A 23093-nucleotide genomic window follows, 5' to 3' on the forward strand; every position below is an offset into this window, starting at 1 on the left:
TCCTCCGATTCCTCCGTGCAGCCCAGGATGATTCTTGGCCCGCGGACACCGTCGGCGCACGGGCCATGCGCTTCCTCATATCGTACGCGACGCGAAAACGCCACAAGCGTGGCACCGGCGGTGTGCCGATACCACGCTTGTATTGAGCGTAAAGCGGGGTTTACTTGCCCTCTTCATGCTCCAACATGCCCGCATCAATCTCGCGCAGGGCAATAGACAGCGGCTTCTCGCCGGTCTCCGGAGTCACCAGCGGGCCGATGAACTCGAAGACGCCATCGTCCGGCTGCTGGTAGTAGGAGTTGATTTGACGAGCGCGCTTCGCCGCAAAAATGACGAGTGCGTACTTAGACGACACCTTGTCCAAGAGCTCATCGATAGGCGGTGAGGTAATGCCCTCTGGGGTATCGAATACTGCCTCTGGCTTAGCTGCCTCAGTAGTTGCGTTGGTGGTCACGTTAGTCACATGCACCTTTTCGTAGATAGATGACGGGTTAAAACTTGTGTGTCGATGCCGCTCACGCGATCATCTTCATGCCCCTGCTCAGCGCAGATATGCTACGCGAACGCAGGTGAGTTACTCGCCTTGCAGGATAGCACTAATTCGTGCCACGGCCGCATCCAGGTCATCGTTGACTACAACGTAGTCAAACTCATCCTTGGCGGCAATCTCCTGCCGAGCGGTGTCCAAACGACGCGCGATGACATCTTCAGGCTCGGTGCCACGACCCACGAGGCGTTCGACGAGCACCTCCCAGGAAGGGGGCGCGAGAAACACCGTCGCCGCTTCCGGCATTGCCTGCTTGACGTTGCGGGCGCCGACCAAGTCCACCTCAACGAGGACGGGGTGACCGGAGCCCAGCGCATCTTGTACGGGACGGGCTGGAGTGCCTGAACGCTGCAAACCGCCGTGGATTTCTGCCCATTCAAGCATCTCGCCGGCGTCAATACGCTCCTGGAACGTCTCTGGGGACACAAAGAAATAGTCAACCCCGTCCTGTTCACCAGGACGCGGCTGACGGGTTGTCATGGACACCGAAAAATAGAGGTCCTTGACATCTTCGCGCAAACGGGACACCACCGTGGATTTGCCCACGGCCGAGGGGCCAGCCAAAACGACCAGGCGGCCCGCAGGTTGTCCATTTGCCATTGCGAGATCCGGATTTACTCGGCGAAACCGAAGCGCTCGAGCAGGGCGCGACGCTGGCGCTCACCCAGGCCACGGAGGCGACGGGTCTGAGCAATCTCGAGATCGTCCATGATCTCCTTAGCCTTAACCTTGCCCACCTTTGGCAGGGCTTCCAGGAGTGCGGAGACCTTGGTCTTGCCGATGATCTCATCGGTCTCGGCCTTCTCCAGAACTTCCTTCAGGTTGGTAGCGCCGCGCTTCAGGTCAGCCTTGAGTTCTGCGCGTGCCTTACGAGCCTCTGCTGCCTTGGCAAGGGCTTCCTTGCGCTGCTCGTCCGTCAACTTTGGAAGTGCCACGGGGTTTCCTCCGATTCGTTAGATGCTTTTAGTTTCAGGTTCCAATACTTGGATACCAGTATTTGGATACTAGTGCTCGGTGTCCTCGGGAAAGGCACCGACTTCCCGCAATACTAGCACTGCCTGCGGAAGAGGATCGCAAACCGGGTGGCGTTTCGCCACGTCACCGGGTTTTAAAACGGCAAAACGCCAGCTCAGGGATAGTTCCCCAAAGCCGGCGTTTTCGCAGTTCAGTTCCTGTTTACGAGGCTAAAAGCTGCCGCATGGCCGCTTGAATTTCTCCGACTTTCGGTCCGGCCTGCAACACCGCGCGGGAGACGTTCGGAAAAGCGTAGCGCTCCTGCGTACCGCCTATCGACGCCGCATCCGCCATCGTCGCCCCTTGGGCGCCGACGCCCGGCAGCAGTACGGGGCCGTTGAGGTCCTCCAGGCACGGCGGGTCATGCAACGTGGCGCCGACGACGACGCCGACACTGCCGTACCCGCTACCGCCGCCGTGTGCGGCAGGCGCGTTGCGCTCCGCGCATGCATCAACAATGCCTTGGGCAATAGTCTTGCCTGCCGACGTCGTGGTGTTCTGTAGGGCGGCTGCCTCCGGGTTGGAGGTGGCTGCTAACACAAAGACACCGCCACCGACTTCTTCCGCTACGTCCAACACCGGGGACAGCGAGCCGAAGCCCAGATATGGCGCCACTGTCACTGCATCAGCGCGCAGTGGAGAATCCTCTGCCAGCCACGCCGTGGCGTAGCCCGCCATCGTCGAACCGATGTCGCCGCGCTTGGCGTCCGCCACCGTGAGGCATTCCGCCTGACGCAACGCCGCCAAGGCTTCCTCCAGTACTACGAACCCAGCCGATCCGTAGGCCTCAAAGAAGGCCACCTGTGGCTTGACCAACGCAGCGGTGTCGGCGAAAGCCTCCACGCACGTTTCTGTGAAACGGCGTAACCCGTCGACGTTAGCGTCGAGGCCCCACGCTTCGAGCAGGTGCGGGTGCGGATCGATACCCACACACAACCGACCGCGCTGCTCCCCTGCCTTCACCAGGCGCGCGCCAAAGCTGGCCTGTTCGGCGATCTTAGGCGTCATGAGTCAGCTCCTGCAGCGCGGTCACCGACATTTCGCCACGGTTTTGCGCGGTCAGGGCCTGCACGCACGCGGTCACCGCCTGCACAGTAGTCACCAATGGCACGTCCATCTCGATGGCTGCGGCACGAATCTCGTAGCCATCATGACGCGCACCGGAGGAACCAGCCGGGGTGTTCAGGATGAGATCGACCTCACGGTCCAGGATGCGTTGCACAATGGACGTGCCCTCCGCACCCTCGCGGACTTCGGAGGCCTTCGGCACGATCTCGCACTCGATACCGTTACGGCGCAGGATGGAACCGGTACCCGCGGTAGCCAGAATGGTGTATCCCATGTTTGCCAGCGACTGGATGGGCAGAATGAGTGAGCGCTTATCGCGGTTAGCCACGGAAACGAACACTCGACCTTCCTGAGGCAGTTTGGCAAACGCCGCGGTGGAGGCCTTGAGGTAGGCCGCACCGAAGTCGCCGGCCAGGCCCATAACCTCGCCGGTGGACTTCATCTCCGGAGACAGCAGGGTGTCCAGCATCGAGCCGTCGAAACGTCGGAAGCGGTTGAACGGCAGGACTGCTTCCTTCACCGCAATCGGGTGGGAATCGGGCAACGCGCCGCCGTCGTAAGAATCCGGAAGCATGCCCTCGGCCTTCAGCTCGGCGATGGTGGCGCCCATCATGACACGCGATGCTGCCTTGGCCAACGGCACGCCGGTGGCCTTGGATACGAACGGCACGGTGCGGGAGGCGCGCGGGTTAGCCTCGATAACGTAAAGGATGTCGTCCTTGAGCGCGAACTGGATGTTCATGAGGCCGCGTACCCCGATGCCGTGTGCGAGCGCCTCGGTGGAGCGGCGCACCTTCTCGATGTCCTCCGGTCCCAGGGTCATCGGCGGCAGCGCACAGGAGGAGTCACCAGAGTGGATACCGGCCTCCTGGATGTGCTCCATCACGCCGCCGAGGTAGACCTCGGTGCCGTCGCACAGCGCGTCGACGTCGATCTCGATGGCAGAGTCCAGGAAGCGGTCCACCAATACGGGGTGGTCAGAGGTGATCTCGGTGGCACGAGTGATGTAGTCCTCCAGGGACGCCTCGTCGTAGACGATTTCCATGCCGCGGCCACCCAGCACGTAGGACGGACGCACCAGCACGGGGTAGCCGATTTGGGAAGCAACCTTTTTAGCCTCGTCGAAGTCGGTGGCGGTACCAAAGTCCGGCGCTGCCAGCTCTGCCTTCGTGAGGACCTTGCCGAATTCGCCGCGGTCCTCAGCCAAGTCGATGGCTTCCGGGGTGGTGCCGACGACCGGGACGCCAGCGTCGGCCAGGCGCTGCGCCAGCCCCAGGGGAGTCTGGCCGCCCAGCTGCACAATAACGCCGGCGACGTTGCCGGACTGTGCTTCCGCGTGGTAAACCTCCATGACGTCCTCGAAAGTCAGCGGCTCGAAGTACAGGCGGTCCGCGGTGTCGTAATCGGTAGAAACGGTCTCTGGGTTGCAGTTGACCATCACCGTCTCATAGCCGATGCGGGAGAGCTCCAGTGCGGCGTGCACGCACGAATAGTCGAACTCGATGCCCTGTCCGATGCGGTTCGGGCCTGAGCCCAAAATGATGACCTTGTCCTTGTCGCGCTGCTCGGTCACCTCGGACTCCGCGTTCGGGTCCAGTTCGTATGCCGAGTAGTGGTACGGCGTCTGCGCCTCGAATTCGCCGGCACAGGTATCCACGGTCTTGAATACCGGGCGGATGCCCAGGGACCAGCGCAGGGCGCGCACGCCATCCTCGGAGGCGAACTCCGGACGCAGGGCGGCAATCTGGGCGTCGGACAGCCCAATGTACTTGGCTTCGCGCAGTAGCGCCTCGTCCAGGATTCGGGCGTCGGCAAGCTTGGAGCGGAACTGCACCAGTGCCTCCAGCTCAGCCAAGAACCACGGGTCGATGCCGGAGGCCTCGTGAACCTGCTCAACAGTGGCGCCTAAACGCAGCGCCAATTCGGCGTCGTACAGGCGCCCCTCAGTCGGGCGGCGCAGGTCTTCCAGAACGGCCACCACGTCCGTGGCACGCTCGCCGGCGAAGACGGCGTCGTCGGTGGTCCAGAACCCGCCAGGCTTGTTCTCCAGAGAGCGCATGACCTTGTTGAGACCAGAGATGTAGTTACGGCCGATACCCATGGCCTCGCCGACGGACTTCATCGTGGTGGTCAGGGTGTCGTCGGCGCCCGGGAACTTCTCGAAGGCAAAGCGTGGGGCCTTGACAATGACGTAGTCCAGGGTCGGCTCGAAGGCCGCTGGCGTCACACCGGTGATGTCGTTGGTGATCTCATCCAGGGTGTAGCCGATGGCGAGCTTGGCGGCGATCTTGGCGATCGGGAAGCCGGTGGCCTTGGAAGCCAGAGCAGACGAACGCGATACGCGCGGGTTCATCTCGATGGTGATGATACGGCCGTCGTTCGGGTTGATGGCGAACTGGATGTTGCAGCCGCCGGTGTCCACACCGACCTCACGGATGATGGCGATGCCCTGGTCGCGCATGGTCTGGAACTCGCGGTCGGTAAGGGTGAGAGCAGGGGCCACGGTGACGGAGTCGCCGGTATGCACGCCCAGCGCATCCACGTTCTCGATGGAGGCGATGACCACGACGTTGTCGTCGCCGTCGCGCATCAGCTCGAGCTCAAATTCCTTCCAGCCCAGGATGGATTCCTCGATGAGCACGTTAGCCTCAGGGGATGCGGCCAGGCCGCCGCCGGCAATGCGCTCGAGGTCCTCGTTGTTGAAGGCCAGGCCAGAGCCCAGACCACCCATGGTGAACGATGGGCGGACGACGACCGGCAGGCCGAGCTCCGCGACGGTCTCGTGGACCTCGTCCATGTTGTGGCACACGCGGGAGCGGGCGGACTCGCCCCCGATCTTGGCCACGATGTCTTTGAATTTCTGGCGGTCCTCGCCGCGCTCGATGGCATCGATGTCGGCGCCGATCAGCTCGATGCCGTACTTGTCCAGGATTCCCTGGCGATCCAGCTGCACCGCGGCGTTCAGCGCGGTCTGGCCGCCAAGGGTCGCCAGCACAGCGTCGATGGGGTGGCCTTCCTCGGCTTCCTTAATGAAGATTTTCTCGATGTAGTCAGGCTGGATGGGCTCGACGTAGGTGTGGTCCGCGAACTCCGGGTCGGTCATGATGGTCGCGGGGTTGGAGTTGACCAGCGTCACGCGCAGGCCCTCCTCCTTGAGCACGCGGCACGCCTGGGTACCGGAGTAGTCGAATTCGCAGGCTTGGCCGATGACGATGGGGCCGGAGCCAATCACCAGGACGTGGTTGAGGTCGTTGCGCTTTGGCATGGTGTTTTCCTTTGTTTCCTTTCCTGGTGGGCTTAGTTGGTCGCGGCAGGGTTGTTGTCGGCAGCGTTATCCGCGGCGATGCCAGCGGTACGGTTCGGTGAGGCTGCGTCCATGAGCTCGATGAACTGGTCGAACAGCGGGTTGGCGTCGTGCGGGCCTGCCGCGGATTCGGGGTGGTACTGCACCGAATACGCCATGCCGTTCTTCAGCGCCACGCCCTCGACGGTGCCGTCGTTGAGGCAGGTGTGGGTGACCACTCCGGTGCCGAAGTCCGTCTCGAACTCCTGGCCTGCCTCGCCCTCCAGGGCGAAGCCGTGGTTCTGGGAGGTGATGTCGATCTTTCCGGTGACGTGGTTCTTGACCGGGACGTTGATGCCGCGGTGACCGAACTTCATCTTGTAGGTCTTCAATCCCAGCGCGCGCCCCAGGATCTGGTTGCCGAAGCAGATGCCGAACAACGGAAGCTTAGCGGCAAGGATGTCGCGGGTCACGGCCACCATCTCATCGGCCGTGGCCGGGTCGCCAGGGCCGTTGGAGATAAACACGCCGTCGGGGTTGTACTGCTGAATGTCCGCCAGCGGGGTGCCGGCAGGCACGACGATGGACTCAATGCCACGCTGGGCGAAGTGGTTCGGGGTGGCAGTCTTAATGCCCATGTCGTAGGCCACGACGGTGTACTTCTTCTCCCCTACTACCGGGATGGTATATACCTCGTCGGTGGTGACTTCGGCAGCCAGGTCGGCGCCTGCCATAGACTCCTGAGCGTTCACCTCGGCGACGAGCTCCTCCACCGGGCGGCGGGCTGCCTCACCGCTGAAGATGCCGGCCGCAATGGAACCTTGATTGCGCAGCTCGCGCACCAAGGCGCGCGTGTCGACGCCGCGGATGCCGATGACGTTCTGCGCCTTCATCTCGTCTTCAAGCGAGCGCTGCGCGCGCCAGTTGGAGACGCGGTGCGCGAGGTCGCGGATGATGAGGCCTGCAACCCAGATCTTGTTACCGCGAGACTCGTTGTCCTCGTCGTTCCAGCCGGTGTTGCCCACCTGCGGTGCGGTGAGGGTGACCAACTGGCGGTGGTAGGACGGGTCCGTCATGGTTTCCTGGTAGCCCGTCATGGCGGTGGTGAACACGGCCTCCCCCAAGGCGGTGCCCTCCGCGCCGAAGCCGTAGCCGCGGAAGACCCGGCCGGAAGCGAGGACCAAAACCGCCTCGGTGCTGGTGGTGTTGTGTGCAGTCATGCTAATTATTACCTTTCGCGGTGTCTAGGCGGATGCGGACGGAGTGGAAGCGGACGAGGTGGCACCCGGGCGCAGCTCAAAGGTCAGGTTGCCGCGCAACAGGGTGTGGGTGACCTGAACGGCGAACTCCTCGCCTTCAAAGGGATTGTTTGCGGCCTTGGATTCCAGCTGGGTGGAGTCCGAAGTCCACGACGAGTTGGGATCCACGATAGTGAGGTTTGCGGGTTCGCCGACGGCGATGGGGCGACCGTGGTCCGGGAGTTTGGTGAGCTCGGCGGGGCGCTCGCTCATGACGCGGGCAATAAAGCGCCAGTCAGCGAGGCCGGAGGAGACGAAGATCTTCGCGATGATCGCCAGCGAAGACTCCAGGCCGAGCATGCCCGGCTTCGCATTTTCGAACTCCACGCACTTGTCCTCCGCGCCGTGGGGTGCGTGGTCGGTGGCCACCACGTCGATGGTGCCGTCCAGGAGCGCCTCGCGCAGCGCGATGGTGTCGTGCTCCTCACGCAGCGGCGGGTTCACTCGGAACACTCCGTCGTAGGTGTGCAGCTTGTCGTCAGTGAGCAGAAGGTGGTGCGGAGTGACCTCGGCGGATAGCGGAATGCCCTGGGACTTCGCCCACTTGAGCAGCTCGACGGTGCCGGTGGTAGAGGCGTGGCACATGTGGACACGGTTGCCGTAGTCACGCGCGAGCAGCGCGTCGCGGGCGACGATGGATTCCTCCGCCACGCGGGGCCAGCCCCGCAGTCCCAGCTTGGCTGCTACTTCGCCCTCGTGAGCCACGGCGCCTTCGGTCAGGCGCGGCTCCTCCGCGTGCTGCGCCAGAAGCACGTCCATGCCCTTGGCGTATTCCAACGCGCGGCGCATGAGCTGCGGGTCGGCGACGCACTTGCCGTCGTCAGAAAACATCCGCACCTTGGCGTCCGAGCGCGCCATCATGCCGAACTCGGTGAGCGTCTTGCCCTCGAGTCCCTTGGTGATGGAGCCGACGGGGTGGACGTCGCAGATACCGAACCCCTGCGACTTCTTCCACACGGACTCCGCAATGATGGGCTGGTCGGTAACGGGGTTGGTGTTTGCCATCGTGAAGACCGCGGTGAAGCCGCCCTTGGCAGCTGCTTTGGAGCCGGTCTCAATGGTCTCGGTGTCCTCGCGGCCAGGCTCGCGCAGGTGCACGTGCATGTCCACAAGGCCCGGGAGCAAGACGTTACCGTCGCCGTCGATAACGGTGCGGGTCTCCGCTGCCCCCTCGTCCTCGTGGGGAAGCTGGACGTCGCCGCCGATGGCAGCGATGCGGCCGTCGGTGATGAGGACGTTGACGGGGTCGCCTTCTCCGTAGGGGCGAACGTTGGTGATCAGGGTGTGCCCCGGTGCCGGTGTGCTGGTCACACCCGTGGCCGGGAAATCTGCCGCGCTGGACGCAGCGGCGTTAGTGTGTGAGTTCATGGTCCTATCCGGAATTCGTGGTCGGTGTAGCTCGGTGGCAGTCTGAGCGACGTGGGACTTAGCTGTCTGCGCCTGGGGCTTGGTCGCCTGCAAGTAACGTGAAGAGCACGGCCATGCGCAGATGAACGCCGTTGTTGACCTGTTGCAGGACCGCGGCATTATCGCGGTCTGCCACGGCGTAATTGATTTCCATGCCGCGCAGCATCGGTCCGGGGTGCATGATGATGGCGCCGTCTTTCATCATGTTGGCGCGCTGCTGGGACAGCCCGAAGAACGTGGCGTACTCGCGGTGTGAGGGGAAGAAGCCGCCTTGCATACGCTCCTGCTGCACGCGCAGCATCATGACCACATCGGCGTCGGCCAACTGCGAGTCAAAGTCATAGGACACAGTGACCGGCCAGTGGTTCACGCCCTGCGGCATCAGCGTCGGCGGGCCCACGAGGGTGACGTCCGCGCCCAGCAGTGTGAGCAGCTCGACGTTCGACCGCACCACGCGCGAGTGCAGGCAGTCGCCCACAATCTTCACCTTGAGCCCAGAGAAGTCGCCGGAGGTGATACCCAGGCGCTGGCGCATCGTCACGGCGTCGAGAAGCGCCTGCGTGGGGTGCTGATGCGCACCGTCGCCGGCGTTGATGACGGACGGGCCGCGGCCTTCGGGTGCGACCCAACTCGCCAGCTGCTGCGCCGCGCCCGAGGACGGGTGGCGGATAATGATGGCGTCCGCGCCGATCGCCGACAGCGTCAGGCCGGTATCGCGCAGGGACTCGCCCTTCTTCACCGACGACGACGAGGCCGACAGGTTAATGACGTCCGCAGACATCCATTTGCCAGCGGTCTCGAACGACGAGCGTGTGCGAGTGGAGTTTTCGTAGAACAGGGTATAAATCGTGCGACCACGAAGGGTGGGCAGCTTCTTGACCTCACGGCCCTCCAGCGTCTCCCGGAAGCGATCGGCCTCATCCAACAGGCCAATCACCTCATCCTTCGTGCATTCTGCGATGGACAATAAGTGTTTCATCAGCCGTTGTCTCTTCCTTGTATTCCCAGGTCAACCTATTTGGTGTCGGCAGTGTCGGCAGTGTCGGCAGTGTCGGCAGTGTCGGCAGTATTGGCGGTACGAGACTCCCGGGGACGCGATAGTTCCACCGCGTCTTTTCCGTCGAGGGCTTCGATGTACACGGCGACATCTTCTTCGCGTGCGGTCGGGATGTTCTTGCCCACATAATCGGCACGAATCGGCAGCTGCCGGTGGCCACGGTCGACAAGGACGGCCAACTGGACAGTTTCCGGGCGCCCGAGGTCGCGCAACGCATCCAGGGCAGCACGAATGCTGCGTCCAGAAAACAGGACGTCGTCAACGAGCACGACGGTCGCGCCGTCCACTCCGTTGCCGGGAATATTGGTGGGCTGCAGCGCGCGGTGCGGCTTGGAGCGCAGGTCGTCGCGGTACAGGGTGATATCGAGCGAGCCGACCGGGACGGAAACACCGGTGAATTCCTCGATCTTCGTGGCGAGACGATGTGCCAATGGCACGCCTCCCGACGGGATTCCAAGCAGCATGACTTGCTGCTGTGCGCCCGACGTCGAATCTAACGCAGTCTTTTCAATGATCTGGTGCGCGATGCGTGCGATAGTGCGTGCCACATCTTCCGCGCTCAGGAGCTCGGTAACATGGACAACGCTGTGGTTCTCACTCATCGTGACCTCCTTCCCCGCCTCACAGTGCGGTCCTTTAAAGGATGGTTCGATGACGCTATCGGTGTAACGTCGAAACCAACAGTAGCAGAAACCTTCGCGGTTTCCGCGTTGTGAGGGAATGCGCTGCTGTCTCGAGATGAGTTCCCTCCTGTGTCCCCTAGTCACTAGTCTCCGGAAAGGTTGTTGTCGACCGTGAGCTTTCAAGCCCGTCACCTGGTACCGGCTCCGCGAACCCAGGTGTGGCAGTGGCATACACGCCCTGGTGCGGTGACTCGCCTTACGCCGCCTTTCCTCCCGATGGTTCCGCTACAGCAGACGGATTCATTGGCCACGGGGACGACGATCCTCGGATTCCCCGGTGGCCTGAGGTGGACTGCGCAGCACCAGTTGGGCGGCTACGAGGAGTTCCGGCGTTTTACCGATGTCTGCATCAACGCTCCCGTGCGCCAGTTCGCGCACTGGCGCCACGAGCACCGCTTCGAGGATTCCCCGGTGCGCGATACCGCGGTCAATTCCGGCGGCCCCACCACGATTGTCACCGACACCGTGGATTCCCGCTTTCCGGGTAGCGCGCTCACTCCGATGTTCGCCTATCGACAGCATCAATTGCGGCAAGATTTCCTTTTTCTCCAAAGGCTTGCCGACGCCGTGCCGGGTTACGCCACCCAGGACGTTTCCGGCGACCTAACGAGCCGGGATGTGACCACCCCTACCCGACCGCTTACCGTGGCCATGACGGGTTCACGTGGTGCGGTCGGTCGCGCGTTGACCGCGCAGTTAACAACCGCGGGTCATAAAGTGGTTCAACTGGTGCGGGGAAACGCCAAACCGCACCAGCGTTCCTGGGAACCGCTCAATCCGCATCCGGATTTGTTGCGCGACGTCGACGTAGTGGTGCATCTGGCGGGCGAGCCGATTTTTGGACGTTTCAATGACAACCACAAAAACGCCATCCGGGAATCCCGTGTAGAGCCCACACGGAAACTTGCCGAGCTCGTGGCCAACACGCCTGGTGTCCAGGCCCTGGTGTCTGCATCGGCCATTGGCTATTACGGTAACGAACGCGGAGACGAAAAGCTCACCGAGGGGTCGGAACCCGGCGATGGGTTCTTGGCACAGGTCACCCAAGACTGGGAGTCCGCCACGGCGCCGGCTGCCGAATCTGGCACCCGCGTCGTGCTCATTCGCACCGGCGTAGCCCTTGACGGCGGCCACGGTCTCCTCCCTCTTCTCCGCACGCTGTTTTCCACTGGCTTGGGCGGGCGTTTCGGTGACGGCCAGTTCTGGTTTAGTTGGATTAGCGCTGATGACCTCACCGATATCTACTTCCGCGCGATCGTGGACGCCGCGGTGTCGGGGCCCATTAATGCGACCTCGCCTCACCCGTTGTTCAACGAGGACTTCGCACAAGCGTTGGGGCGCGAGCTGAAGCGTCCGACCTTGATTCCCATCCCGACCGTAGGGCCCGCTCTGCTGCTGGGCAAAGAGGGCGCCCGGGAATTGGCGCTCGCCGAACAGCGCGTGATTCCGTCGGCACTTGACTCCCTCGGCCACGCCTTCCGCTACCCCTCCGTGGACGCCGCCCTGGCGCATGAACTTGGCGGGGAGCCGCTCACTGACGCCTGATTGACTCGTCAGTGCAAAGATTGGCGCTTCTCTGCACATTGTAGGGTGGGTCTTGGATAGGGTGGATGCCGAACCTTGTTCCCTATCGCTACTGTGAGAAACGGAGTTCACCCCTGAACATGGATGACTCAAACCTAAAGTCCGAGGGCGCCGCGGCCGACTCCGCAGCGACCCCGGAGCTCTACCCGGACACTGAGATCGCAGAGGTCACGCCTGAGAGGATCGGCGAAATCTTCGAGAACGAAAACCTCGAATACCGGCTCGAGGAACGCGCCATGGCCGAGGGCGCCGCGCCCGAAACCATCGTGCGCACCGGCTTCGTCAACGCCGCCATCGCCCTCCAGCTGCGCGAGAAAACCCTCGTTATCGATTCTGTGTGGCGTGGCGACGTCCCACAGTCCCAAGGCCCGCAGATCCTGGCAGCCGTCAACCAGTGGAACGAAGGCCAGTTCGCACCGACACTGCGCTTCTTCGAGGCTTCTGGTGAATTGTTGGCAGTGTCCGGCTTCCGGGAAATCAACACCGAACTCGGACTCTCCCGCAACCAGCTGGGTTCGTTCATCATGTCCACCCTGGACGCGGTGCTGCAATCCTTCAACTTCCTTGAGCAGCAATTCCCCGAACTCGTAACCTGGGAGGAGCCACACCATGAGCACTAAGAATCCCGCCCTCGACGCCGTCTCCATGGATCGCATCGTCACGGCCATGGCCACCCACGACATCACTCTTAACCGCATCGAGGGTCACGACGTGGCCACCGCGAACCTCAATGGCCTGCCCTGCACGTTCGCGCTGCTGGATTCCGTGGCCATCGTGCGCGCCGACGTCCTCACCGAGGCAGATTTCGCGACCGCCGACGCCGGTTTGTTCCTGGCATCCAACCAGATCAACTCCGTGTCCTTCGGTGCCCGTGCCGCCATCGCCTCCCACGAAGGCAAGCTCGTGGTCCGCACTGAGCGCGACATCCCCTGCGCTGCAGGAATGACCGACGAGCAGCTCCAGGTGGCCCTGAAGGCTGCCGTCGACGGCGTTATCGCCGCACAGGACGCGATGGTGGCTGCCGCGGAGCAGATGCAGCAGCTCAACGAGGAACAGTCTGCATCCACGGAGCAGACTGACTAGCCGGGCCCATCGGCTGGTCGGACACGACGACTATTCGGCGTTGCGAACGCGCTCTAGTTCCGCTGCAACGTCGAAGTCAGCCTCTGGCCAACTCAGCTCCATCCCCCGCAGGGCGTCGACAAGCAGGAACTTCACCGCGGTGCGAGCGTAATCTTTGTTGTCCGAGGGAATGACGTACCAGGGCGCATGATCGGCGTCCGTGCGCGCAATAGCGTCCTCGTAAGCGGCCATGTAGTCGTCCCACAATGCGCGCTCATCGAGGTCACCCGTGGAATACTTCCAGTGCTTTTCCGGATCCTCGAGGCGCTCCAGCAAATTTTCTTTCTGGAAATCCTTGGAGATGTGCAGCATCACCTTGATGATGCGCGTGCCGGCATCAGCCAGTCGCTTCTCGAAGTCTTGGATTGCCTCGATACGGCGGGTGACTTCCTGTTCATCTACCCAACCATGTACGCGTTGAATAAGCACGTCTTCGTAGTGGGAACGGTCAAACGCCACGATGCGACCCGCGCGAGGTACATGTCGTTCGATGCGCCAGAGGAAGTCGTGCTGTTTTTCTTCCTCCGTCGGTGCGCCAAAACCAATGCTATCGACGCCTTGGGGATCGAATACTCCCATGACCTTGCGGATGACCCCGCCTTTGCCCGAGGTGTCCATGCCCTGAAGCACCAGCAGGATGCTCGGCGTGGTGTCCGGGTTAGCACGAGAATTGGCGAAGAGGAGCTCCTGAAGATCGTAGAGCTCCTCATCGTATTTCTCGAAACGTTCCTGCAGGTCATCTTCGTCGCCATCAAAACCCGGAGTGGACCCAGGGTCCATGTCGGCGAGGCGAAAGCCTTCGCCGGCGCGCAGGGTGCGGGCATGTTTTAACTTGAATTTAGCCATGCCCGCCACCCTACGTGGTTTATCCTTGCTTAGTCCTGCGGCGCGTGCCCGGCCGCTTCAGATTCCGCAGTATCTGCGGCTTCTGCTCCCGCGTCCGCTACTTCATCTGCGTCGGCATCACCGGCGACGTCCAGCGGGCTGGATTCGCTGCGCGACTGCGCGATGTCGTCCAGCACAGCATGAACGTACGGGGGCGCGGCGTCGTGAGAGTACTCGCTGGCGAGCTCAACGCCCTCTACCACGGCTGTCGCCGTCGGGATGTCGGGGTTAAATAGCAGTTCCCAGGTGGACACTCGCAAGATGGCGCGGTCCACCGCTGGGATGCGGTGGAGCTCCCAATCCGTGGAAAGGAAGCGTTCTATCTTCTCGTCGATTGTGTCCAGTTCGTCAGCCACGCCGCTCACGATCGCGCGGGTATACTCGGCCACCGGTGCCACCGCGTTGTCACGATCGCGCGCGAGCTCGATGCGCTCGGCGACGAGTTGGACAGGGTCAACGTCGCGGTTTTCCGCCTCGTACAGGATGTCCGCGGCGCGGCGCCGCGCGCGGTAACGGGAACCGTGGCGGCGGTAGTTCTTCTTACTGTCCTCAGTCACGAAAAGGCTATCCTGGTTCAGTCGGTCTTAGTTGGTGACGCGAGACAGGTACTCACCGGTGCGGGTGTCCACCTTGAGTACGTTGCCGGTCTCGATGAACAGCGGCACCTGGATCTCAGCGCCGGTCTCCAGGGTGGCGGGCTTCGTGCCGCCGGAGGAACGATCGCCCTGCAGGCCCGGCTCGGTGTGCTCGACCTTGAGGTCAACGCTGACCGGAAGCTCTGCGAAAAGCGCCTCGCCCTCGTGGAAAGACACCTGCACGCGCATGTTTTCCAGCAGGAACTTAGCGGCGTTACCGAACTTGTCCTCGGAGAGCTCTACCTGCTCGAAGTCCTTGTCGTCCATGACGATGTAGTTGGTGCCGTCGTTGTACAGGTAAGTCATGTCGCGACGGTCCACGGTCGCGGTCTCCACCTTTACGCCCGCGTTCCAGGTCTTATCCACGGTCTTACCGGAGACGACATCCTTGAGCTTGGTACGTACGAAAGCAGGGCCCTTGCCCGGCTTAACGTGCTGGAATTCAATAATCTGCTGGAGCTTATTGTCGACCTTGAGTACCAGGCCGTTCTTGAAGTCGGCGGTAGTTGCCACTTGGGATACCTTCCAATAACTATCGGTGTCACGGGCTAGAGCTGGGAACCGCCTAGCCCCGGAACGAAAATTGCGTACACGCTAGTCTACAACGCGATGAGTCAATCGTGTGGATCTGGTGGTCACTAGATGACGCGGCGGTCCTTGGGGAACGTGGTGATGATACGCGGGGCACCTTCAGTAATGATGAGGGTGTCCTCGATGCGCACGCCGCCCTTGCCCGGTACGTAGACGCCGGGCTCGATCGTCAACGTCATACCAGGGGCCAGCTCGCCCTTACCGGTGGTAGCGGCGTACGGAGCCTCGTGGACATCGAGGCCGATGCCGTGGCCAGTGGAGTGGTTAAAGTACTCCCCGTATCCAGCTTCTTCGATAATCGAGCGGCAGGCCGCGTCGACCTCAACCAGCGTGGTGCCCGGGCGCGCCGCCTCCACGCCCGCGTGCTGCGCCCGCAGCACAAGGTCGTAGATCTCGCGCGTGAAGTCAGATTCCTCACCCATGATGAAGGTGCGGGTCATGTCCGAATTGAAGCCACGCAAGTGGGCACCGAAGTCGATGGTGACGAAGTCACCGTTGTCAATGACACGATCATCAGCGCCGTGATGCGGCTTGGCGGAATTGGGCCCAGACGCCACGATGGTGTCGAAGCTCGGGCGCTCCGCCCCGGCGGTACGCATGCGGTACTCCAAGTCCGCCGCCACCTCGCGCTCGGTCCTGCCCACCGCCAGGCCACCCGCGTCTAGGAGATCGTCGAGCGCCTTGGTGGCCAGCGCCGCGATCTCGGTGAGCTTCGTTAGCGACACCTCATCTTTGGTCTCGCGGAGCTTCTCGACGACCCCGGTCACCGGGACCAGATCAATATCTTCCGGTGCTTTCTCTTTCAGCTTGTCGAAAGCCGCGATAGAAAGGTGCGTGGCTTCCACGCCCACGCGGGCCGGGGCCGGCACCGTCGCAAGAAGCTCGGCAAACATCTCCCGCGTAATCTTCGCCTCGATATCGGGGACTTCTTCGGCGATTTGGGTGGTGTACCGCCCATCAGTGGCGATGTTGGCCGTCATGTCCTTTTCCACGATGAGCGCGCCGTTAGAACCCGAGAAGTTGGTGAGGTAGCGCACGTTGATGAGATTAGTAACCAGCAGGGCGTCCAGGCGCTGGGCGGCCAAATTGGACGCTAGGGCGCGGCGACGGTTAGAAAATCGAGTATCAGCCAACGGCATAGTCATACCTCCATTACAGTGTGCCCGCTTACCTCCCCACGGAGCATTGGGGAACTAGGCGGGCGGAACTCAACAATGAAAGGAAAGTCTACCTAAAGTACAGGGTCAGCGTGGGAAAAATAGTCAACTGCCGCGAAGTAACCGTGGACTCCGAGCCCGGCGATGACTCCGCGGGCCGCGGCTGCCAAGTAGGAGTGATGGCGGAACTCTTCGCGCCCGTAGACGTTACTCAGATGTACCTCCACGTAGCCGGCACCGTCGGCGATCTCAGCCAAGGCATCGCGCAAGGCGACCGAGGTGTGCGTCAAGGCCCCCGCGTTGACGATGACTGCCCAGCCGTTATCCGCCGCTTCGTGTACCCACTCCACCAGCTGCCCCTCGTGGTTGGACTGACGGGCGTCAACTTCTTGTCCGCGTTCGCGCGCATAGTCGGCCACGCGGTTCTGAATATCTGCAAGGGTGGTTGTTCCGTAAATCTCCGGCTGGCGCTTGCCCAGGCGGTCCAAATTTGGGCCGTGCAGCAGCAAAATAGTCATGCGCTCAAGCCTATCTCGTGATGGCGTCGTAGGCGGCGCGGACGTCGGCCTCGTCTGGGGACTCCAGTCGGCGTGGCGAACCAATCGCTTCCAACACCACGAAACGGAGCGCGCCATCGCGGTTCTTTTTGTCGCGTGACATGGCGTCGCGCAACTCAGGGAAGCGGTCGGGAGCGTAGGACGTCGGCAAGCCTACGGACTCGAGGACGTTCTCGTGTACACTAACGACGTCCGCGCTGAGCACCCCTACCTGATGCGCGAGGTGCGCGACGAACATCATGCCCACCGCGACCGCATGACCGTGCCGCCACTCGTAGTGCTCACGCAGCTCAATCGCGTGGCCGAAGGTATGGCCATAATTGAGAATCTCCCGCAAGCCAGATTCCTTCAAGTCTTGGGAGACGACGTCCGCCTTAATCCGGATAGCCTTGGCAATCAAAGTAGGTAATTGTTGATGGGGATCCAGGCAGGCCTGCGGATCGGCGAGGTACGCGGCAATGATTGAATCATCAGCAATGAAACCGCACTTGATGATCTCGGCGGACCCGGCGACGATCTCGGTGTGCGGTAGCGCGTCCAGAACGTCCAGGTCCACAAAAACGCTATCAGGCTCGTGGAAAGCGCCCACGAGATTCTTGCCGGCAGCAGTATTGATGCCGGTCTTGCCGCCCACGGCGGCATCCACCATCGCGAGCAGAGTGGTGGGAACCTGGATGACCTTAATGCCACGCATCCAGGTAGCGGCGACGAAGCCGGCCAGGTCGGTGGTCGCGCCGCCGCCGAGCCCAATCAAGACATCGCTGCGGGAAAAGGACTTCTCTCCTAACACGTCCCACAGGTGGGCCAGCACGTCGGTGCTCTTGCAGGATTCTGCGTCCGGGAGCACTTCCACATGCACCTCGAGTCCGCCATGAGAAGCGCCGAGCTCCGCCGCCAGTGTGTCGGCTGCAGTGGCCAGCGGTGGAGCAACCAGCACCAGTGCTTTCCGCGCGCCGATGGAACGCGCGCGTTCCACGACTGCGGGAGCCAGTCCCCTGCCCACCACAACGTCGTAGGGGTTCGCCCCGCGTACCGGGATAGTCGTCAGTTCCACCACAAACTCCTCACCTCAGATTGGACGTTGAACAGCGCATACCGATCAGAACCTAGACGTGGTCCAGGGCAACGGATTCAATAAAGCCCAGGATATCGCCAACAACCTGCTGTGGGGTCTTGCCATCCGTCCGCGCCTTAAAGTCTGCAACCTCACGGTAAAGCGGGCCGCGCTGCTCAAGCAGAGACATGTAGTGCTGCACTGGGTCGTCGGCTTTCAAAACGGGGCGCGTGTTCTCCCCGCTGGTACGCCGAATCCCCTCCTCGGCGGAGACGTCCAAGTAGACCACAGTGTGGCGGGCCAGCAGGTCGCGGGTGACGGGACTCAGTACTGCTCCCCCGCCCAGGCTGACGACACCGCCGGAGGCGAGGGATTGCGCGACGAATTCCTCTTCCTTGGCGCGGAACGCCTCCTCCCCGAGCAGGTTGTACACGTCACCGCAGGGGATACCGAAGTCCTCTGCGATAAGAGCGTCCGAGTCAACGAAAGGAAGCATCAGGGTGCTAGCCAAGCGCCGCCCAATGGTGGATTTTCCAGCTCCGGGCGGGCCCACCAACACAACGCGGGGTCCGCCGCTGGCCACGCTCAAAGGTGCCTGATCATTCACTAGCCTTCGCCTTCCTTCTCAGGATTTCTGGATTCCAGATAAACATCCGCATCAATATCCGCAGTGCTGCAGTCTATTGCGAGCTGTCGGCGTCATCGAATTCGAGACGCTGGGACACGTATCCGTTATAGCTATCAATATTTCGGACAGTTTCCGTTACGGAGTCACCCCCGAACTTCTCACGCACTGCTTCAGCCAGCACGAGCGCAACCATCGCCTCGGCCACGACACCTGCCGCCGGCACAGCGCACACATCGGAGCGTTGGTGAATGGCTGTCGCGGCAGCGCCGGTAGACATGTCCACAGTAGACAGGGCACGGGGCACGGTGGAAATCGGCTTCATCGCTGCCCGCACCCGCAGCTGCTGGCCGTTAGTCATCCCGCCCTCGAGACCGCCGGCCCGGTTGCTCAGCCTCTCAACGCCTCTTGGGGTGCGCACCATTTCGTCGTGCGCCTGCGTGCCCGGGCGACGGGCTTCCGCGAAGCCATCGCCGATCTCTACGCCCTTGATGGCCTGGATGCTCATCAATGCGGCGGCCAAGCGCGCATCCAGGCGGGCGTCCCACCGCGTGTGCGAGCCGAGGCCGATGGGCACGCCATCAACGATCACTTCCACCACACCGCCGAGGGTGTCACCGGATTTCTTAGCGCGCTCAATATTGTCCACCATCTCGGCGGCGGCATCGGCATCGTAAGCGCGAACCGGCGAGGCATCGATGTCGTCCAAGTCAGCTGCGGAAGGGCTAGCACCAGAATAGGGCTCCATATCACCAATGGCCACGACGTGTGAAAACACGTCGATGCCCAGGGTCTGCCGCAAGAACTGCCGCGCCACGGTTCCGGCCGCAACGCGAGCGGCGGTCTCTCGCGCGGACGCTCGCTCCAAAATCGGACGAGCATCCTCATGGCCGTATTTGACCATGCCGGCAAAGTCCGCGTGGCCCGGACGAGGACGGGTCAACTGCGCGCCTCGTCCGGAATTGAGCGCGGAGGCAACCTCTGAATCTTCGGTATCCACTGGATCCGCAGACATGATGGTGGTCCACTTGGGCCACTCTGTGTTGCCAATCATGATGACCACCGGGCTGCCCAGGGTCACGCCGTGCCTCACGCCCGCCAGAAGCGTGACATCGTCGGCTTCAAACTTCATGCGGGCGCCGCGACCGTAGCCTAGGCGGCGCCGTGCGAGTTGCCGAGAGATGGCTTCAGAACTCAACTTGATGCCAGCGGGCAGGTCCTCCACCATGGCGATGAGAGCCTGGCCGTGCGATTCTCCAGCAGTTGACCAACGAAACATACATGGATTATGCCATGAGCACAGCGGCCATGACTGATACGGTGGCAATAATCATGCTCGGACCGTGTGGAATCCCTCCGCGAGCTACCCGGGATGTCCGCACAACAAGGTGCCATCCCACGGCACCGACAAGCGTTAACGCGGCGGCGCATCCTATCGCTAGTACTACCGCAAGGAAGCCTCCGACCCACTGCACTACCGGGCCCAGCGTTGCGGCAAGCTTGATGTCCCCGCCACCCACTGCGCCGTGAGGTTGCGCGAGAGCCAACGCTACATACAGTAGAGGCCAGGCCAAGCCCCACAGCGCCTCCGGCGCCCACAGTGCTGCTGCCACCACTGCTCCGGCAGCGGCAGGCAGCGTTAAGAAGTTAGGTAACCGCTGCCACCGAAAGTCATAAATGCACAACGCAACCGCCCACGTCGCAGCGCAGACCAGCGCTGCGACGGTGCCAAAGTCCCCCACCCGTATTCCCCTCTACTTCCCCGCCGTATGGTCGACCAAGCCCCTTTAATTGTGCAGGCCCCCGCCAACACAACGATGTCTAGATTGAGACTACCGCAATTGCAGGGCTCGGTGCAGGGCAGCTTCCATCGCCGCCACGGGCGCGGTGTGGCCAGTGAATTGCTCGAACTGTTGCACGCCTTGGTGCAGCAGCATGGTGTGGCCCCCAGCAGTGCGGTAGCCATTAGCGGCAGCCTGCTTAATCAGCGACGTTGGCCAAGGATCGTAGATAACATCAAAGACCTTGGTATGTGCCAGCGCGCGCTCACACCCGGCCAGCGCGGCCGACGGCACCGTGGACACCAACACGTCTGCCCCGAGAGCCAGTTCGCGCAGGCGTTCAGTCGCTTCAGAGTTGAGCTGCTGGAAGTCCACGGTAATCCCCAGGGCGTCGATAAGCTCCTTGAACTCCGCGCTGCGATCGCTGCGATTGAGAACAGTAACGTGGGCGAAGCCCTCCTGCGCCAGAGCCCACAGCGCCGGCCGCGCGGTGCCCCCAGCACCGATGAGTACTGCCTTGCGCGGGGTCGAATCATCCTCATTAGCCTGCAGGTCAAGCGTGCGGAGCGCACCGACGACGCCATCGCAGTCGGTGTTATCGGCCCGCCACAGAGGACGGGAGCCCGCATGCCCCATCTGTACAAGGGTATTGGCCGAGCCAATGAGTGCGGCCCGAGGAGTCACCTCGTCGGCGAAGTCCAGCGCCCGGAACTTCAACGGCATAGTCACCGACAAGCCGGTGACGTCGGGGGCGTCGACAGGCAACCGCGACATGAAGTCACCAAAGCCCGCCTCGTCTACGTCGAAACGGTGGTATGTCCAGGAATCCAGACGCCGAGCCACATAGCCCGCGTTGTGCATGTCCGGGGACAACGAATGAGCAATCGGGGAACCGATCACCGCGGCGCGAGGCATGACATCTCCTTAAAAGTATCGTGGCGCAGTCGACGGTTGCCTAGCGGTGCTGGTCGAGGATGCCGGAGTTCATGGCCTTGTCCACGTTCTTCAGGTGTTCATCGTAGTCGTCAGAAAACACCGTGGTGCCCTGGTCGTCCACCGTGACGAAGAACAACCACTTGCCGTCAGCGGGATCCTCCATCGCCGAGATGGCTTCCTCGCTCGGGCTGGCGATCGGGGTCTCCGGGAGACCGTCCTTGGCATAAGTGTTCCACGGAGTCTTCTCGGCGCGGTGTTCGTCCGTGGTGGCCAGCTCCACATCCTCGAGACCGTAATTCACCGTGGAGTCGAACTCCAGACGCATTGGCTCTTTGAGACGGTTCAGGATAACGCGGGCGACCTTGTCGAATTCTCCCGCCGGAGCCTCGCGCTCGACCAGCGACGCGGAGGTGAGCAGCTCGTAGGGGCTCAGGCCGATGGCCTTGGCACGGTTTTCGATGTCAGTCTCGTTGTACTTCTTCGTCGATCGAGTAATCAGATCCGTCAGGATTTCCTCAGCGTTCATCTCTGGGTTCAGGACGTACTGGCCTGGGGCAATAAGCCCCTCCAAGCGCTTCGGGTCATCGCCACGCTTTTCGATGTCGCTCCGCGCCCATTCCGGCACGCCGAGCGCCTCAAGGTCCGCGGTAGCGGCCACCTTTTCCAGGTCCTCCTTCTTGACGCAGGATTCCTTGTCCTCGCCTTGGCAGGAGGCGTCGGCAATCATCGAGTAAATGCCCAATCGCTTGTCCCCGCCGATGACCTGGAGATCAGACAGCGTCGCGCCACCTGGAACGTCGAGGAGATCCACCTTGTTGTCCGGGTTCAGCAGAGCGTCCACTGCGGACTTCGCACTCATTTCCTCCTGCAGGCGATAAAAGCCTGGCTGGACATCACCTGCGTCGGGATTGTTCGCCGCCGCAGTCTGGAAAGCCCCATCAGACTTCACAATGTTTTTGTCCACCAGCTGCTGCCCCAGCTGGGATACCGCAGAGCCTTCCGGAATCTCCACCAGCTTGGTCACGCCGTTGCCGGTCCCCTCGTAGTCTGCTGTCACGGATCGCTCCTCCCCTCCTCCGAACAGCTTGGACACGCCAATGTAGCCGATAGCGCCGATGACCAGCACCAGCGACGCCACAAGTACGGCGAGGCCGCGCTGCCGACGCTTAACGTACTTGGTGTCCATACGTCGCGCCATGCGGGGATTTCTTGGACTCATGGTGAAGAAGGTCTCCTTGGTGCTGCCGGTTTAACTGCTGTCGATGTAGGGTTATTCACCCGCGGTGTCCCTGGCGAGGGCGCTGCGACGGGCGTCGAGCCACGACTGCAGAATCTCTACTGCCGCGGCCTGGTCGATCACCTTCCGCCCGGCTTTCTCGCTGACGCCCGACGCCCGAAGCGCCGTAGTTGCGGCCACCGTGGTGAGTCGTTCATCAGCCATCCGCACCGGCGGAGCTTCTCCTATGTTGGCACTTTTGCTCAGGCGGCGGCGGATACGAAACGCTATTTCTTTGGCGTGTTTCACACTTTTTGAGCCATTGCCCTGCAAGTCCCGCGGTAGGCCGACGATGATCTCCACGACTTCGTACTCGGCGATGAGCTCCAAAATCCGGTCGATGTCGGCGCCATCGCGGTCTTTGAATCCGGTGACGCGCGGCACTGTCTCCACAGGAGTGGCCAGTCGGGCGTCGCGATCGCTGGTGGCGACGCCGATGCGCCCCGTGCCGACGTCGAGCGCTAGCCGACGCCCCGCCCCGGGGTCGTCGACCCCAGGCGTGTCCGGTTCCACTTTTGACATTTTTAGGTACC

General features: G+C 62.3%; 24 protein-coding genes. 3 read left to right on the forward strand and 21 right to left on the reverse strand.

All coding sequences use genetic code 11. The features are described from left to right. Positions 1 to 160 precede the first annotated feature (160 nt). The 9 genes from rpoZ to pyrR all read right to left on the reverse strand — a co-directional run bounded on the left by rpoZ (position 161) and on the right by pyrR (position 10276). The gene (gene rpoZ / locus H0194_RS00670) at positions 161 to 463 is read right to left on the reverse strand and encodes a DNA-directed RNA polymerase subunit omega (RefSeq protein WP_185175995.1); all 303 of its coding nucleotides are present in this window, start codon (positions 461 to 463) and stop codon (positions 161 to 163) included. Between the two features lie 111 nt (positions 464 to 574). Continuing rightward, positions 575 to 1147, reverse strand: coding sequence for a guanylate kinase (gene gmk / locus H0194_RS00675; RefSeq protein ID WP_185175996.1), 573 nt, complete (start codon positions 1145 to 1147; stop codon positions 575 to 577). A 14-nt stretch (positions 1148 to 1161) separates the two neighbouring features. Then, positions 1162 to 1482, reverse strand: a complete 321-nt coding sequence (mihF, locus tag H0194_RS00680; RefSeq protein ID WP_185175997.1) for an integration host factor, actinobacterial type — start codon at positions 1480 to 1482, stop codon at positions 1162 to 1164. A gap of 241 nt (positions 1483 to 1723) precedes the next feature. Further along, on the reverse strand, positions 1724 to 2569 hold the full coding sequence (pyrF, locus tag H0194_RS00685) for an orotidine-5'-phosphate decarboxylase (protein WP_185175998.1): 846 nt from the start codon (positions 2567 to 2569) through the stop codon (positions 1724 to 1726). Next, positions 2559 to 5894, reverse strand: a complete 3336-nt coding sequence (gene carB, locus H0194_RS00690) for a carbamoyl-phosphate synthase large subunit (RefSeq protein ID WP_185175999.1) — start codon at positions 5892 to 5894, stop codon at positions 2559 to 2561. Before carB ends, pyrF begins: the two co-directional genes overlap by 11 nt. A gap of 32 nt (positions 5895 to 5926) precedes the next feature. After that, positions 5927 to 7132: a glutamine-hydrolyzing carbamoyl-phosphate synthase small subunit gene (gene carA / locus H0194_RS00695; protein WP_185176000.1), complete on the reverse strand. Its 1206-nt coding sequence runs from the start codon at positions 7130 to 7132 to the stop codon at positions 5927 to 5929. Positions 7133 to 7156: 24 nt separating this feature from the next. After that, the gene (locus H0194_RS00700; RefSeq protein WP_185176001.1) at positions 7157 to 8578 is read right to left on the reverse strand and encodes a dihydroorotase; all 1422 of its coding nucleotides are present in this window, start codon (positions 8576 to 8578) and stop codon (positions 7157 to 7159) included. 58 nt (positions 8579 to 8636) lie between these two features. After that, positions 8637 to 9596, reverse strand: a complete 960-nt coding sequence (locus H0194_RS00705) for an aspartate carbamoyltransferase catalytic subunit (protein ID WP_185176002.1) — start codon at positions 9594 to 9596, stop codon at positions 8637 to 8639. Between the two features lie 35 nt (positions 9597 to 9631). Further along, positions 9632 to 10276, reverse strand: coding sequence for a bifunctional pyr operon transcriptional regulator/uracil phosphoribosyltransferase PyrR (gene pyrR / locus H0194_RS00710; RefSeq protein WP_185176003.1), 645 nt, complete (start codon positions 10274 to 10276; stop codon positions 9632 to 9634). A 192-nt stretch (positions 10277 to 10468) separates the two neighbouring features. On the opposite strand from pyrR, the gene H0194_RS00715 reads away from it, so the two are divergent. The 3 genes from H0194_RS00715 (at position 10469) to H0194_RS00725 (ending at position 13024) form a co-directional block, all read left to right on the forward strand. Next, complete coding sequence (locus tag H0194_RS00715; RefSeq protein ID WP_185176004.1) at positions 10469 to 11902, forward strand: TIGR01777 family oxidoreductase; 1434 nt, start codon at positions 10469 to 10471, stop codon at positions 11900 to 11902. A gap of 119 nt (positions 11903 to 12021) precedes the next feature. Further along, positions 12022 to 12561 (forward strand): YbjN domain-containing protein, encoded by a 540-nt coding sequence (locus H0194_RS00720; protein ID WP_185176005.1) that lies wholly within the window; start codon positions 12022 to 12024, stop codon positions 12559 to 12561. Further along, positions 12551 to 13024: a YbjN domain-containing protein gene (locus H0194_RS00725; protein WP_185176006.1), complete on the forward strand. Its 474-nt coding sequence runs from the start codon at positions 12551 to 12553 to the stop codon at positions 13022 to 13024. The genes H0194_RS00720 and H0194_RS00725 overlap by 11 nt, the downstream gene beginning before the upstream one ends. Before the next feature lie 30 nt (positions 13025 to 13054). Here H0194_RS00725 and H0194_RS00730 read toward each other — a convergent pair whose 3' ends face one another. From H0194_RS00730 to ruvX, 12 genes are all read right to left on the reverse strand, one after another. After that, positions 13055 to 13909, reverse strand: coding sequence for a PPK2 family polyphosphate kinase (locus H0194_RS00730; protein ID WP_185176007.1), 855 nt, complete (start codon positions 13907 to 13909; stop codon positions 13055 to 13057). A gap of 29 nt (positions 13910 to 13938) precedes the next feature. Further along, positions 13939 to 14505 (reverse strand): transcription antitermination factor NusB, encoded by a 567-nt coding sequence (nusB, locus tag H0194_RS00735; RefSeq protein ID WP_185176008.1) that lies wholly within the window; start codon positions 14503 to 14505, stop codon positions 13939 to 13941. A 27-nt stretch (positions 14506 to 14532) separates the two neighbouring features. Further along, positions 14533 to 15096 carry an elongation factor P gene (efp, locus tag H0194_RS00740; protein WP_185176009.1) on the reverse strand — a complete coding sequence of 188 codons (564 nt, stop codon included), beginning with the start codon at positions 15094 to 15096 and terminating at the stop codon, positions 14533 to 14535. A gap of 125 nt (positions 15097 to 15221) precedes the next feature. After that, a complete protein-coding gene (locus H0194_RS00745; protein WP_185176787.1) occupies positions 15222 to 16313 on the reverse strand; it encodes an aminopeptidase P family protein in 1092 nt (363 codons plus the stop codon). 92 nt (positions 16314 to 16405) lie between these two features. Continuing rightward, on the reverse strand, positions 16406 to 16849 hold the full coding sequence (gene aroQ, locus H0194_RS00750) for a type II 3-dehydroquinate dehydratase (protein ID WP_185176010.1): 444 nt from the start codon (positions 16847 to 16849) through the stop codon (positions 16406 to 16408). A gap of 10 nt (positions 16850 to 16859) precedes the next feature. Continuing rightward, positions 16860 to 17936 (reverse strand): 3-dehydroquinate synthase, encoded by a 1077-nt coding sequence (gene aroB, locus H0194_RS00755; protein ID WP_425486451.1) that lies wholly within the window; start codon positions 17934 to 17936, stop codon positions 16860 to 16862. 58 nt (positions 17937 to 17994) lie between these two features. Further along, positions 17995 to 18549, reverse strand: coding sequence for a shikimate kinase (locus H0194_RS00760; protein WP_185176012.1), 555 nt, complete (start codon positions 18547 to 18549; stop codon positions 17995 to 17997). A 73-nt stretch (positions 18550 to 18622) separates the two neighbouring features. Next, on the reverse strand, positions 18623 to 19846 hold the full coding sequence (gene aroC, locus H0194_RS00765) for a chorismate synthase (RefSeq protein ID WP_185176013.1): 1224 nt from the start codon (positions 19844 to 19846) through the stop codon (positions 18623 to 18625). A gap of 7 nt (positions 19847 to 19853) precedes the next feature. Next, positions 19854 to 20309, reverse strand: coding sequence for a prepilin peptidase (locus H0194_RS00770; RefSeq protein ID WP_246388959.1), 456 nt, complete (start codon positions 20307 to 20309; stop codon positions 19854 to 19856). Between the two features lie 90 nt (positions 20310 to 20399). Beyond that, the gene (locus H0194_RS00775; RefSeq protein WP_185176014.1) at positions 20400 to 21263 is read right to left on the reverse strand and encodes a shikimate dehydrogenase; all 864 of its coding nucleotides are present in this window, start codon (positions 21261 to 21263) and stop codon (positions 20400 to 20402) included. Positions 21264 to 21303: 40 nt separating this feature from the next. Continuing rightward, positions 21304 to 22470, reverse strand: coding sequence for an endolytic transglycosylase MltG (gene mltG / locus H0194_RS00780; protein ID WP_185176789.1), 1167 nt, complete (start codon positions 22468 to 22470; stop codon positions 21304 to 21306). Positions 22471 to 22554: 84 nt separating this feature from the next. Next, positions 22555 to 23082, reverse strand: a complete 528-nt coding sequence (ruvX, locus tag H0194_RS00785; RefSeq protein ID WP_185176015.1) for a Holliday junction resolvase RuvX — start codon at positions 23080 to 23082, stop codon at positions 22555 to 22557. Between the last annotated feature and the right edge of the window lie 11 nt (positions 23083 to 23093).

It is taken from the genome of Corynebacterium incognita (assembly GCF_014217255.1).
Classification (GTDB): Bacteria; Actinomycetota; Actinomycetes; order Mycobacteriales; family Mycobacteriaceae; genus Corynebacterium; species Corynebacterium incognitum.

Bases quoted from the DNA above. Each gene is read 5' to 3' on its own strand.
- mltG (WP_185176789.1), bottom strand. From the start codon at position 22,470: ATGGACACCAAGTACGTTAAGCGTCGGCAGCGCGGCCTCGCCGTACTT.
- carB (WP_185175999.1), bottom strand. From the start codon at position 5,894: ATGCCAAAGCGCAACGACCTCAACCACGTCCTGGTGATTGGCTCCGGC.
- pyrF (WP_185175998.1), bottom strand. From the start codon at position 2,569: ATGACGCCTAAGATCGCCGAACAGGCCAGCTTTGGCGCGCGCCTGGTG.
- aroQ (WP_185176010.1), bottom strand. From the start codon at position 16,849: ATGACTATTTTGCTGCTGCACGGCCCAAATTTGGACCGCCTGGGCAAG.
- carA (WP_185176000.1), bottom strand. From the start codon at position 7,132: ATGACTGCACACAACACCACCAGCACCGAGGCGGTTTTGGTCCTCGCT.
- H0194_RS00730 (WP_185176007.1), bottom strand. From the start codon at position 13,909: ATGGCTAAATTCAAGTTAAAACATGCCCGCACCCTGCGCGCCGGCGAA.
- H0194_RS00725 (WP_185176006.1), top strand. From the start codon at position 12,551: ATGAGCACTAAGAATCCCGCCCTCGACGCCGTCTCCATGGATCGCATC.
- H0194_RS00775 (WP_185176014.1), bottom strand. From the start codon at position 21,263: ATGCCTCGCGCCGCGGTGATCGGTTCCCCGATTGCTCATTCGTTGTCC.
- H0194_RS00700 (WP_185176001.1), bottom strand. From the start codon at position 8,578: ATGAACTCACACACTAACGCCGCTGCGTCCAGCGCGGCAGATTTCCCG.
- H0194_RS00705 (WP_185176002.1), bottom strand. From the start codon at position 9,596: ATGAAACACTTATTGTCCATCGCAGAATGCACGAAGGATGAGGTGATT.
- H0194_RS00720 (WP_185176005.1), top strand. From the start codon at position 12,022: ATGGATGACTCAAACCTAAAGTCCGAGGGCGCCGCGGCCGACTCCGCA.
- pyrR (WP_185176003.1), bottom strand. From the start codon at position 10,276: ATGAGTGAGAACCACAGCGTTGTCCATGTTACCGAGCTCCTGAGCGCG.
- ruvX (WP_185176015.1), bottom strand. From the start codon at position 23,082: ATGTCAAAAGTGGAACCGGACACGCCTGGGGTCGACGACCCCGGGGCG.
- aroC (WP_185176013.1), bottom strand. From the start codon at position 19,846: ATGTTTCGTTGGTCAACTGCTGGAGAATCGCACGGCCAGGCTCTCATC.
- H0194_RS00745 (WP_185176787.1), bottom strand. From the start codon at position 16,313: ATGCCGTTGGCTGATACTCGATTTTCTAACCGTCGCCGCGCCCTAGCG.
- gmk (WP_185175996.1), bottom strand. From the start codon at position 1,147: ATGGCAAATGGACAACCTGCGGGCCGCCTGGTCGTTTTGGCTGGCCCC.